At 40.4% G+C, this 12,872-nt stretch carries 10 protein-coding genes and 1 riboswitch; of the genes, 3 read left to right on the top strand and 7 right to left on the bottom strand.

Annotated features, from left to right (window positions below; genetic code table 11):
- Nucleotides 1-114 precede the first annotated feature (114 nt).
- Complete coding sequence (locus EU510_RS01920) at nucleotides 115-1,005, top strand: dienelactone hydrolase family protein (RefSeq protein ID WP_149592018.1); 891 nt, start codon at nucleotides 115-117, stop codon at nucleotides 1,003-1,005.
- A 54-nt stretch (nucleotides 1,006-1,059) separates the two neighbouring features.
- Here the strand turns inward: EU510_RS01920 and EU510_RS01915 are convergent, their stop codons facing one another.
- Nucleotides 1,060-1,995: a LysR family transcriptional regulator gene (locus tag EU510_RS01915; protein WP_149592017.1), complete on the bottom strand. Its 936-nt coding sequence runs from the start codon at nucleotides 1,993-1,995 to the stop codon at nucleotides 1,060-1,062.
- 133 nt (nucleotides 1,996-2,128) lie between these two features.
- On the opposite strand from EU510_RS01915, the gene EU510_RS01910 reads away from it, so the two are divergent.
- Both EU510_RS01910 and EU510_RS01905 read left to right on the top strand, forming a co-directional pair.
- The gene (locus EU510_RS01910; RefSeq protein WP_149592016.1) at nucleotides 2,129-3,154 is read left to right on the top strand and encodes a zinc-binding alcohol dehydrogenase family protein; all 1,026 of its coding nucleotides are present in this window, start codon (nucleotides 2,129-2,131) and stop codon (nucleotides 3,152-3,154) included.
- Between the two features lie 361 nt (nucleotides 3,155-3,515).
- Nucleotides 3,516-4,172 (top strand): nitroreductase family protein, encoded by a 657-nt coding sequence (locus EU510_RS01905; RefSeq protein WP_149592015.1) that lies wholly within the window; start codon nucleotides 3,516-3,518, stop codon nucleotides 4,170-4,172.
- Nucleotides 4,173-4,252: 80 nt separating this feature from the next.
- On the opposite strand, the gene ribB is transcribed toward EU510_RS01905, so the two are convergent.
- From ribB to dapB, 6 genes are all read right to left on the bottom strand, one after another.
- Nucleotides 4,253-4,906, bottom strand: coding sequence for a 3,4-dihydroxy-2-butanone-4-phosphate synthase (ribB, locus tag EU510_RS01900; protein WP_149592676.1), 654 nt, complete (start codon nucleotides 4,904-4,906; stop codon nucleotides 4,253-4,255).
- Nucleotides 4,907-5,153: 247 nt separating this feature from the next.
- Nucleotides 5,154-5,335: riboswitch (FMN riboswitch) on the bottom strand.
- Between the two features lie 76 nt (nucleotides 5,336-5,411).
- Nucleotides 5,412-6,470, bottom strand: a complete 1,059-nt coding sequence (locus EU510_RS01895; RefSeq protein WP_149592014.1) for a S66 peptidase family protein — start codon at nucleotides 6,468-6,470, stop codon at nucleotides 5,412-5,414.
- Between the two features lie 337 nt (nucleotides 6,471-6,807).
- On the bottom strand, nucleotides 6,808-7,284 hold the full coding sequence (gene greA, locus EU510_RS01890; RefSeq protein ID WP_149592013.1) for a transcription elongation factor GreA: 477 nt from the start codon (nucleotides 7,282-7,284) through the stop codon (nucleotides 6,808-6,810).
- Nucleotides 7,285-7,332: 48 nt separating this feature from the next.
- Complete coding sequence (gene carB / locus EU510_RS01885) at nucleotides 7,333-10,551, bottom strand: carbamoyl-phosphate synthase large subunit (protein ID WP_149592012.1); 3,219 nt, start codon at nucleotides 10,549-10,551, stop codon at nucleotides 7,333-7,335.
- Between the two features lie 16 nt (nucleotides 10,552-10,567).
- Nucleotides 10,568-11,704 (bottom strand): glutamine-hydrolyzing carbamoyl-phosphate synthase small subunit, encoded by a 1,137-nt coding sequence (carA, locus tag EU510_RS01880; RefSeq protein ID WP_149592011.1) that lies wholly within the window; start codon nucleotides 11,702-11,704, stop codon nucleotides 10,568-10,570.
- Nucleotides 11,705-12,065: 361 nt separating this feature from the next.
- A complete protein-coding gene (gene dapB / locus EU510_RS01875) occupies nucleotides 12,066-12,863 on the bottom strand; it encodes a 4-hydroxy-tetrahydrodipicolinate reductase (RefSeq protein WP_149592010.1) in 798 nt (265 codons plus the stop codon).
- Nucleotides 12,864-12,872 lie beyond the last annotated feature (9 nt).

Raw genomic sequence — 12,872 nt, 5'->3', positions numbered from 1 at the left:
CAGGATAACTTTGGCAACAGTCCTAATAATTGAGAGAAATATTGCTCGTTTTTTATCCCTAATACGTTATGGTATTTAAATAATAAATAGACATAATAAAATTAAGGAACAGCCATGAATACATCTCCTTCTGATCACATTCCTCAAGAAGCCTTTGATTGGTATGACGAATACGCCCACGGTTTAATGGACCGACGTACTTTTATGAAAAAACTCGGTGGCCTTGCTGCTCTTGGCTTTTCGATGGCTGTACTTACATCAGCATTATTACCTAACTATGCACTTGCTGAACAAGTATCGTTTAATGACGATGATATTAAAGCAACATACGAAGAATTTGATTCGCCAGACGGGCACGGTAAAGGCAAAGGTTACTTAGTAACCCCTAAAAACATAGAAGGTAAGCTTCCTGTTGTACTTGTGGTCCACGAAAACCGTGGATTAAACCCATACGTAAAAGATGTAGCAAGGCGCTTAGCTAAGATTGGTTTTATTGCATTTGCACCCGACGCGCTCTTTCCACTGGGTGGCTACCCTGGTAACGATGATGAAGGACGCGCTATGCAAAAAACTATGGACAGAGCTAAAATTCAAAACGATTTTGTAGCTGCTGCGCACTTTTTAAAATCACATGCTAACAGTAACGGTAAGTTAGGCGCTGTCGGTTTTTGTTTTGGTGGCTACATTGTTAATTATTTAGCGGCAGTAGATAGTAATTTAATCAGCGCTGGCGTGCCTTTTTACGGCACTCCCGCCAGTGAAAGTTTACGTAAAAATATTAAAGCACCGTTAATGATTCAATTAGGCGAGCTGGATAAACGTGTAAACGCGTCGTGGCCACAGTACGAACAAGATTTAAAAGCTAATAATGTTGAATACACTATGCATATGTATAAAGGGGCAAATCATGGTTTTCATAACGACTCGACAGGTCGATATGATAAAGACAATGCCGAGCTTGCATGGCAACGTACCGTTGAGTTTTTTAATAAAAAGCTAAGTTAGCGAATACGATAAATGCCACCAGCTCTAAGCCAGTGGCATTATTAAGTAGACTAATTAGCTCAGTACGCTTTTATCAATAATTCCTTTCTTTACCAACTGCTGCAAAATAGCTTGGGACTTTGCTCTGCATGCATCACGTAGTAAACGCACCGCTGGGGTTATTGACTGCCTGCTTGGGCAAATAAGCCAAAGTTCACCATTAACATGTTGATAATCTTGCATAACAGTAACCACCCTGTCATTGAGTAAATCGTCGGCTATATCAAGTGCTGACTTTACAGCTAAGCCCTTACCCGCAACGCACCAGCGCCTTACTAAATCGCCATCGTTTGAGGCGCGCCTACCATCCATTTTAACTTTATATTTTGACTCACCATCGGTGAATTCCCACGTATTATTTATAATATCCTGCAACTGATAAAACAAACCTTGATGCGATGCTAAATCATCAGGATGCACGGGAGCCCCATTTTGTAAGAGATATTCGTCAGTTGCACATAACAAGCGCGGTACGTTACAAATTTTAAAACCATAAACGCTAGCATCATTAGGCGAGCCATAACGAAGCGCTATATCAACTGAGTCACGGTAAAAGTCGATATTACTATCACTTATATGCGTTCTTAAACTTAGCTTTGGATAAGTATCCATAAGTTCATCAATCCATGGGATCACTAAGTTACGACCTAAGTCAGATGAAAGGGCAACACGCAATTCGCCTTCTATTTCGTCGTGCCCACCTTTAAGGTTTTGCTTTGCAAGCTCAAGTACTGCCAAAGCCTGCTCACATTGTGGTATGTAGCGCTCCCCAGCAGCCGATAACCTCAAATGACGTGTTGTACGAACAAACAGCTCACTACCAAGGGCTGACTCAACACGTTTAATAGCAGCGCTTGCTGTGGCTGTACGCATATCTAACTTAGCAGCTGCGAGCGTAATACTTCTAAACTCAGCGACTTTTAAAATAAGTTTTAAATCTTCTATGTTCATATTATCTATTTATATTTGATAATGATTCAACAATTATGCGGTTTATCTATGTTAAAGCAAGGTCTATTATATATCCATCAGCTAGCCAAAGCATGGCTTGCACCTTATATGTAAACAAATTAGGACATTTATTATGAAAGCCATTGGTTATAAAAAATCTCTTTCTATTACTAACCCTGAATCGTTAATTGATGTTGAATTACCACAGCCAGTTGCAACAGGTCGCGATTTATTAATTAAAGTTAAAGCTATTGCAGTTAACCCAGCGGATTACAAAGTGCGTGCATCTATGCCCCCTGCTGATGGTGAAATAAAAGTTATTGGTTGGGATGCAGTTGGTGAAGTTGTTGCAATCGGCGATGCTGTAACGGCATTTAAACCGGGCGATGCGGTTTATTACGCTGGTGATATTACCCGCCCAGGTAGTAATGCAGAATTTCAATTAGTGGATGAGCGCATTGTAGGGTTCAAACCACAAAGTTTAAACAATGCTGAAGCAGCTGCGTTGCCCCTTACGGCAATAACAGCGTACGAATTATTATTTGAGCATTTAAACATTGTAAAACAAGCAGCTGATACAAAAATAAAAACAGACGAAGTTATTTTAGTAACAGGTGCCGCTGGTGGCGTTGGCTCTATTTTTATTCAGCTTACTAAAGCGATTACGGGCGCAACGGTGATTGCCACTGCATCGCGTGAGAGCTCAAAAGCATGGGTTAAAAAGCTAGGTGCTGATTATATTGTTGATCATACAAAACCATTACCCGCTCAAATTGATGCATTAAATATTGGCTCGGTAACACATGTAGCAAGTTTGCATAGTACTGATTCTTACTTAGAAGCATATACAGAGGTACTTGCACCCTTTGGTAAAATTGCAATGATTGACGATCCTGAGTCATTAGATGTAAGTAAATTAAAAATGAAGAGCTTATCGCTACATTGGGAATTTATGTTTGCCCGCTCAATGTTTAATGCTAAAGATTTAATTGAGCAAAGTAAGTTGTTAAATCATGTCGCTGAGTTAATTGATCAGGGCCACATTCAAACAACAATTGGTAAAAACTTAGGCGTTATAAATGCGGCCAACCTGCGTATTGCACACGCAGAACTTGAAGGAGGTCGCTCTATTGGCAAAATAGTGTTGGAAGGTTTTTAATTCTATAAATACCAAATACGCGCTACCTGAATTAATTGAAGGCACCAATGTAACTGGTGTCTTCAGCCAATATTTCGGGGTGGCTATGACTGTATTTGTATTTATTAAAGAAACTATTACCTAATAATATTTGATAATGATTCAACCATATACCTGTTTATCATATTGTAATAACCCACTACTATCTGCACCTAGCTATATTGATAAGCCTTACTTTACGTAGATATCAATTGAATTAAATAAGTAGAGTGATTTAAAAACTCGATATTATTTTTGTAATAAATTTTTAAGAGGGTTTGTTTTACTAAAACTAACTCAACAAAGTAAATACTGGTAAAACACCTGCTCAATGGAGAAACTAATGACTCACCCTATTATTAATGACTTGGAAAAGCGTTACACAGCAAAACGTTACGACGCAACGAAACGTGTATCTCAAGACGACTTAGCCGTTATTTACAAAGCTATGCGCCTGTCTCCTTCATCTATTAACTCGCAGCCTTGGAAATTCATCGTAATTGAATCAGATGAGGCTAAAGAGCGTATGCATAGTACATTTGCTAATAAATTTGCGTTTAACCAGCCACACATTAAAACAGCTTCGCATATAATATTATTTGCTCACAACCCTAAATATACCCGCGATGACTACGCACAAGTAATTGATGCAGACATTAAAAATGGTCGTACACAAGCAGAAAACCGCGAACAAGCTTTTGGTGCTTATGTATTTGTTGATATGAATACTGATGAGCAAGGTAACAATGCAGCATGGACTAAAGCACAAACTTACATTGCATTGGGTAACACTATGCATACAGCTGCACGTTTAGGGATTGATTCAACTCCAATGGAAGGCGTAGATGCACAGCTGATTGGCGAAGTTTTTGAAAAAGAACTCGATGGTTACATATGCGATGTCGCACTAGTACTTGGCTATCACGATAACGCTGAAGATTATAATGCTAAGTTACCTAAATCTCGTTTGGCAAAAGAGCAAGTTATTCAGGTTTTATAAGTAATACGTTATAAACTTAAATGATAACAATATTATAAAAACCACTTATTTAAATAAGTGGTTTTTTGCTTTAAAGCGGTTTAACCTACTTTGCGCTGTGCAGCCTGAATGTATTGCACTAAATCTTCAATAGAGACCACAGTCATATTATGTTTATTAGCATAATCACTCACCTCAGGTAAGCGCGCCATTGAACCATCTGGATTTGTTAGTTCGCAAATTACGCCAAATGGTTTCAAGCCGGCAAGTTGCATTAAATCAACGGATGCTTCGGTATGGCCACGGCGCACTAATACGCCGCCCGTTTGTGCTTTTAAACCAAATACATGGCCAGGGCGCGATAAATCACTTGGTTTTGCATTATCGGCTGTCGCTGCTTTTATAGTAGTTACTCTATCAACAGCTGACACGCCCGTTGTAACGCCATGCTTAGCTTCAATAGTGACTGTATAAGCGGTATTATTTTGACTGGTGTTGTGGGTTACCATTTGCGGTAAGTCGAGCTGGTTAATGCGCTCCTCTCCCATGCATAAACAAACAATGCCGCTGCCTTCGCGGATCATTTCAGCCATTTGAGAAGTCGTTAAGTGCTCAGCTGAAAAAACAAAGTCGCCTTCATTTTCACGGTTTTCATCATCAACAACAAGTACGCCTTGCCCTTGCTGTAGTGCAATAATTGCGCTTTGTACGCGGGTATGGCTTTCGCCGAATTGAGTAAGTAGAGACTGAATCATCATTATATTCCAAATAAAAAATAATAGATTCAGGACTGTGAAAGGATCAGTAATTTATCGCCTAAAATTTAAAGCGAACACTACCAAAATAGCTTAAATAAAATAACAAAAAGCACGCAGCAAAATGCAGCGCACACTGTTATACCAATAACATTAAATTAGTGACTAATTATAGCGCTAAGAAAATAGCTCACTTAATGCGATACAACGTTCATGTCTTTAACAAAATTGGTTTTAGTATAATAAGCCATATTCTCTTTCATCCGGACTGTAACCGTCGGCTCTGGCATCTCACCAGATCTGCTTGACCTTTACTTAACCTAATTACTGTAAAAATAAGTTAAATAAAGCGCTCGCGGGCTCATTTAAGTTACAAATAACATTAAACATACCGCCGGTGGGGAATTTCACCCCGCCCTGAGAATTTACAGTAAGCGTTAGCACTTACTGTAAGCCTATTATACGCTTGTATTTATTTGTTTTTCAAAACTAAACACAATAAAAACTACGAAAGTTGAATATTTAACGATGCGCACTCTACAATACCTTCGTTTATATCTGCAACCAGCGTACAGGTAGCACCATTGACCAAATTTAAGTTCGGTTGAACGTGCCCTATATCTGCATCAAAAATTACAGGAAATAAACACCCACCTAACGCTACATCTAACGCATGGCGATAGTCAAAGGCATCATAATGACCTTGTGTTATTTCACTTCGCCCTAAAACCAAGCCATTGATATCATCAAATATACCGGCTAATTTTAATGACAGTAAAAATCGTGCAACGGTTGTTGGTGTAAGTTCTGAGTTTTCGAGGTATAAAATAAGCCCTTCGGGCGCACTGTCCTTTTTAAACTCATGCAGCGCTAAAAATGGCGAGTCGAGCAATAAACCTACGGTATCTAAACACCCACCAAATAACCGACCAGACATTTCTATAGTACGTTTATCTGTGTAGTTTAAACATTGCCAGTTTGTGGGCTCACTCGGGCTGAGTAATTCGTTCGGGTTTTGCGCGTAATTAGGCTTGTTTTTTTGATATAAAGAAGAAGGTCCTTGCTCAAATTTACTACCGGCTTCGTAGGTCAGAGTTTCAAATATTTGTAGGCTATACGGATTTTTTTCATCAGGGTGTAACTGCATAAGATTGGCGCTGTGAAGCGTTGCCCATTGGCACTTAGCAGTCAATGCACATGCAATAGTACTCACATCAGAAAAACCAACTAACCACTTAGGCTTTGCTTCTTTAATGGCGTTAAAATCAAGTAGTGGTAGTATTTCCATTGCCAGCTCACCACCCATTGGCGGCATAATCGCATCTATTTCATCATCTAATAAAAAACCCATTAGCTGCTTAGCATGCGCTTTAGCATTAAGCTGTTCACGTGGTTTGTTTTGACGTAAAAACTCGCCTTCAACAACATTATACCCTCGTTGTTTTAGTCCATTTATAACAATATCTAATCGTCCGTGATACTTTTCTTTTAGCCCAGATGAAAGCGAGCAAATAGCAATTTTAGAACCTACTTTTAAAGGCGCTGGGTAAAGTATATTAGCCATTGAGTGTTCCTTTTTAATAATACCAACCTGCATAAATCTTTGATCAATTTAACGAATTAAATTGCACTATAACGTCGTTAAAAGTTTTTTATTTAGAACAACTAGATATAAAAACTTTTGCCTAGTTCTAGCGTAATTTTATTAACGTTAAATAGACCCCATATATAAGCAGATTGGTATAAAGTGATTATGTACCTATATCATCATGCTTAATCTTTATGCAATATGAATACCCTGAACAGTATAGTGATTAATTGTTATAGCGACTTATTTAAGGCATAAAAAAACCGATGTAAATACATCGGTTTTTATTTAAAACGTTAAAGTGAGCTACGCGTTAAAGATACTCAACTTCAATGATTTCGTACTCAACGATACCTTTTGGCGTTTGAATAGACACTGCGTCGTCCATTTGTTTACCAATTAAGCCACGTGCAATCGGTGAATTAACAGAAATTAAGTTGTTTTTAATATCTGCTTCATCATCGCCTACGATACGGTATTTTACTTCTGCATCAGTATCTACATTTACTATAGTTACTGTTGTGCCAAAAATAACTTTGCCCGTATTTGGCATTTTAGTTACATCGATAATTTGAACATTTGAAAGCTTTGCTTCAATTTCTTGAATACGACCTTCACAAAAACCCTGTTGCTCACGCGCGGCGTGGTACTCAGCGTTTTCTTTTAAGTCACCATGTTCACGTGCAACCGCAATATCACTTACGATTTTAGGACGGGTAACTGTTTTTAATTCGTTAAGCTCTTTGCGCAGTAAATCTGCGCCACGAACTGTCATCGGAATTGATTGCATACTTTTCTCACTTAACACCAAGGCCCTAGTTGGCCTTGGCACATTTCCTTAGTTCAATCGCAGGTGTAGCTCTTGAACTGACGTTACTTTACTACGGTCATCTGCTTTGTTAGCAGTACAGTTAGCAAAAGCTGCGTTCAAGGTTGTCGTATAGTTGGTTTTATTTTGCAATGCACCACGACGTAACACCTTCGAATCTTCGATCGCTTGGCGACCTTCGGTGGTATTAACGATATAGCTGTACTCTTTATTCTTGATATAATCAAGAATATGCGGGCGGCCTTCATATACTTTGTTTACACGTCGTACTTCAATGCCTGCTTCTTCAAGAGCGTGTGCCGTGCCACCTGTTGCGTCAAGTTCAAAACCTAAGTCGGTCATGATCTTGGCTAATTCAACAATGCGTGGCTTATCGCTATTACGAACAGATAATAACGCGCGACCACCGCGTGGTAAAGTGTTGCTTGCACCTAATTGTGCTTTTGCGAATGCTTCGGCGAAAGTATCACCAACACCCATCACTTCACCCGTTGAGCGCATCTCAGGACCACGGATTGGATCCACACCCTGAAACTTAGCAAATGGCAGTACAACTTCTTTAACGCTGTAATAAGGAGGGATCACTTCTTTAGTAATACCTTGGCTTGCCAAAGACTGACCCGCCATACAACGAGCCGCTACTTTTGCAAGCGCCACACCGGTTGCTTTTGATACAAACGGTACTGTACGTGCTGCACGCGGGTTAACTTCAATTAAGTACACTTTGCCATCTTTTACAGCAAACTGTGTATTCATTAAGCCAACAACACCAAGCTCAAGCGCCATATCTGTTACTTGCTTGCGCATTACATCTTGCACTTCTTGCGATAAAGAATGTGCTGGTAATGAACATGCTGAGTCACCAGAGTGAACACCCGCTTGCTCAATGTGCTCCATGATACCGCCAATAATTACTTGCTCGCCGTCGCAAATTGCGTCAACGTCAACTTCAATTGCGTTATCTAAGAAACGGTCCAGTAATACAGGTGCTTCGTTTGATGCAGATACAGCTTCGGTCATGTAACGACGTAAATCGTCTTCATCGTATACAATTTCCATTGCACGACCACCTAATACATACGACGGACGTACAACTAGTGGGAAGCCAATTTCAACTGATTTAAGTAGTGCTTCTTCAGTTGAAGTTACTGTTGCATTTTCTGGCTGAAGTAAGTTCAGGCGTTCAACAAGTTGTTGGAAACGTTCGCGGTCTTCTGCACGGTCAATCGCATCAGGTGAAGTACCAATTACTGGCACACCATTCGCTTCAAGCTCACGCGCTAATTTAAGTGGTGTTTGACCACCGTACTGCACGATAACGCCTTTTGGCTTTTCAACACGTACGATTTCAAGTACGTCTTCAAGTGTAATTGGCTCAAAGTATAGTCTATCTGATGTATCGTAATCGGTAGAAACCGTTTCAGGGTTACAGTTAACCATAATTGTTTCATAGCCGTCTTCGCGAAGCGCAAGCGAAGCATGTACACAACAGTAATCAAATTCAATACCTTGGCCAATACGGTTAGGACCGCCACCAATAACCATGATTTTGTCTTTATCTGTTGGGTTTGCTTCACACTCTTCATCGTAAGATGAGTACATGTAAGCTGTATCTGAGCTAAATTCTGCGGCGCACGTATCAACACGCTTGTATACTGGCACGATGTTTAATAAGTGACGTTTTTTACGAATTTCAGCTTCAGATACACCTGCAATTTCAGCTATACGTGGGTCTGCGAAACCTTTGCGTTTAAGTTTACGTAGGAAATCGGCATTTAAACCAGCCATACCTACTTCACTAATTTTTGCTTCGTCTTTTAAAATATCTTCTATTTGTACTAAGAACCAGCGATTAACTTTAGTCAGCTCATAAACATCATCAACGCTCATACCATGGCGCATTGCATCGGCAATGTACCAGATACGCTCAGCACCTGGCTCGCGTAATTCGCGGATGATCTTTTCTTTCGCTTTAGGATCATCAAGTGCAACTATTGGGTTAAAACCCGTTGCGCCAACTTCTAGGCCACGTAATGCTTTGTGTAATGATTCTTGTTGGTTACGACCAATCGCCATTACTTCGCCAACCGATTTCATTTGCGTAGTTAAGCGGTCGTTAGCACCGGCAAATTTTTCAAAGTTAAAGCGAGGAATTTTTGTTACAACGTAATCGATTGAAGGCTCAAAAGATGCTGGAGTTTTACCGCCAGTAATATCGTTTTGAAGCTCATCAAGCGTGTAACCGACTGCTAGCTTTGCGGCAATTTTAGCAATTGGGAAACCCGTTGCTTTTGAAGCAAGTGCAGATGAACGTGATACGCGTGGGTTCATCTCAATGATAACCATACGGCCATCTTCAGGATTAATACCAAACTGCACGTTAGAACCGCCAGTTTCTACACCAATTTCACGTAATACCGCCATAGAGGCGTTACGCATAATTTGGTATTCTTTGTCGGTTAGCGTTTGCGCTGGTGCAACTGTGATTGAATCACCAGTGTGAACACCCATAGGGTCAAAGTTTTCAATGGTACAAACAATAATACAGTTGTCGTTTTTATCACGTACAACTTCTGTTTCGTACTCTTTCCAACCAATCAGTGATTCATCAATCAATAATTCGTTTGTTGGCGATAAGTCTAAACCGCGCTCACAAATTTCTTCAAACTCTTCCATGTTGTAAGCAACACCGCCACCGGTACCACCCATGGTGAAAGAAGGACGAATGATACATGGTAAGCCAATTCGGCTCATTGTATCTTTAGCTTCTTCCATTGAGTGAGCTATTTCAGCACGAGGACATTCAAGACCAATGTTTTTCATTGCGACGTCAAAGCGCTCACGGTTTTCTGCTTTGTCGATTGCATCAGCCGTTGCGCCAATTAGCTCAACGCCGTGCTTAGCCAATACACCGTGCTTGTCTAAATCAAGTGCACAGTTTAATGCTGTTTGACCACCCATTGTAGGCAGTACAGCATCAGGCTTTTCTTTTTCAATAATTTTTTCTACCACTTCCCAGTGAATTGGTTCGATGTAGGTAGCATCGGCCATTTCAGGATCAGTCATGATAGTTGCAGGGTTTGAGTTAACTAATATAACTCTATAGCCTTCTTCTCTAAGTGCTTTACACGCTTGAGCACCAGAGTAGTCAAATTCACAAGCTTGACCAATTACAATTGGGCCTGCGCCTAAGATAAGAATGCTTTTTATGTCGGTACGTTTTGGCATTATTACTCCAGTTAAATTAGTGTTTACGCGCTTGCATCAAATCGATGAAGTGGTCAAATAATGGTGCTGCATCGTGTGGACCAGGGCTTGCTTCAGGGTGACCCTGGAAGCTAAACGCAGGTTTATCGGTACGATGAATACCTTGAAGCGTTCCATCAAATAATGATTTATGCGTAGCACGAAGCGTACTTGGTAGGCTTGATTCTTGAGCTGCAAAACCATGGTTTTGAGCTGTGATCATAACTACATTGCGGTCTAGGTCTTTAACTGGATGGTTACCACCGTGGTGGCCAAATTTCATTTTTTCTGTTTTAGCACCTGAGGCAAGGGCTAATAACTGATGACCTAAACAGATACCAAAAATAGGTGTGTCGGTTTCTAAAAAGGCTTGAATGGCTTCAATAGCGTAAGTACATGGCTCAGGATCGCCAGGGCCATTAGATAGGAAGATACCATCAGGGTTTAAAGCAAGTACGTCAGCGGCTGAAGTTTGCGCTGGTACTACTGTAAGTTTACAACCACGGTCTACAAGCATACGTAAAATATTACGTTTTACACCGAAGTCGTAGGCAACAACATGAAACTTTTCATTAGCAGCGTCAAGGGTTTTAAATCCTTCACCTAATGTCCAGCTTGATTCGCGCCACTCAAAATTTTCCTTGGTTGAGACAACTTTTGCTAAATCCATACCTTTTAAACCTGGGAAGGCTTGCGCGGCTTGTAACGCTTTATTTTCGTCTAGCTCGTCACCGGCAACAATACACCCATTTTGTGCGCCTTTATCACGCAAAATTCGAGTTAGCTTTCTGGTGTCGATGTCCGCAATACCTAAAATATTACGTTCTTTCAAGTAATCATCTAACGATTGCTCGTTACGAAAGTTACTTGCTAGCAGTGGCAAATCACGGATCACTAGGCCTTTAGCCCAAATTTGATTCGCTTCTTCGTCTTCGCTGTTGGTACCCGTATTACCGATATGTGGGTACGTCAAAGTTACGATTTGTTCCGCGTATGATGGATCAGTCAAAATTTCTTGATAACCAGTCATAGACGTATTGAATACCACTTCACCGACTGACATGCCGTCAGCGCCGATTGCAGTACCGCGAAACACTGTGCCGTCTTCTAGGACTAACAGAGCGGATTTAGTCAAGTTAAACCTCCTAACAGTAAAAAACGGGAGTAAGCAATTGCTTAACACCCCGCCAATACCCAGAGGGATCGTCAAAACCAGATTTTTGTGAGCTTAAATTGTTTTACGCAGTCTTAAATGATGCAGATGTAAAGCATTCAACCTTCAATCATTTTTCTTGCCTAAAACTATTTTCATTCCCACTGAAACCCTGGATTTACTAGCCACTTGGGTATAATTGGAAACACGCATTTAGTAATTTTTGGCAAATTGGCTGCATATTACATGAAGTTGCTATTTAGGTCTAACATTATTTGGTTAATTGTTACAAATAAGTCTCTGTAGGTAAAATTAGACCCAAACAGTTAAAATAGTAACTAAACTACTTAAGATCTAGCACATCTTGCATGTCATAAAGTCCTGCGGGTTTATTTTTCAACCAGCTTGCAGCCCTTACAGCTCCTAGAGCGAACGTCATTCTTGAACTTGCTTTATGTGTTAATTCAAGCCTTTCGCCCATTGTAGCGAAGTATGCGGTATGTTCACCTACTATATCGCCCCCTCTTAGGACAGAATAACCAATCTCATTTTGAGATTTAGCTGTTTCTACTTGGCTGCGGTCGTATACCGCTACTTCATCGTGATCCCACCCTTTAGCCTGTGCAATAGATTCACCAATGGCTAATGCTGTGCCCGATGGCGCATCTATTTTATGACGATGATGCGCTTCAAAAACTTCTATATCTAGGTCGTCACCAAATTTAGTGGCCGCTGTTTGCACTAGGTTAAGTAGCACATTAACGCCAACGCTGTAGTTACGCGCAAACACAATAGGAATATGTTTAGCAGCATTTTCTAATAATGCCATGTCTTCGCTAGTTAAACCTGTGGTGCCTATAACCATAGGCAGTTTTTTATCCACCGCTGTTTTTAAGTGATTGCGCATACCTGCTGGTAACGTAAAGTCGATAAGTACATCAACATCAGCAACCTTGCTCTCGTCGCTAAAGCTAATGGCTTTGTCGGCTGCACTGTTTACTTGATTTACATTAATACCCAATAACGATGAGCTGCTGCGAACATACGCACCACCAAGTTGTGTTTGCTCTTTAATTGTCGCGGCTTCTAATAGGGCTAAGCCCATTCTGCCGTTAGCACCAAAAACACCTATTCGATTCATTGTTATTGC

The sequence above is a fragment of the Pseudoalteromonas sp. FUC4 genome, from assembly GCF_008370255.1.
Lineage (GTDB): Bacteria > Pseudomonadota > Gammaproteobacteria > Enterobacterales > Alteromonadaceae > Pseudoalteromonas.
The sequence above is the reverse complement of the archived record's forward strand: the minus strand, read 5'-3'. Positions and strand labels throughout refer to the sequence as shown.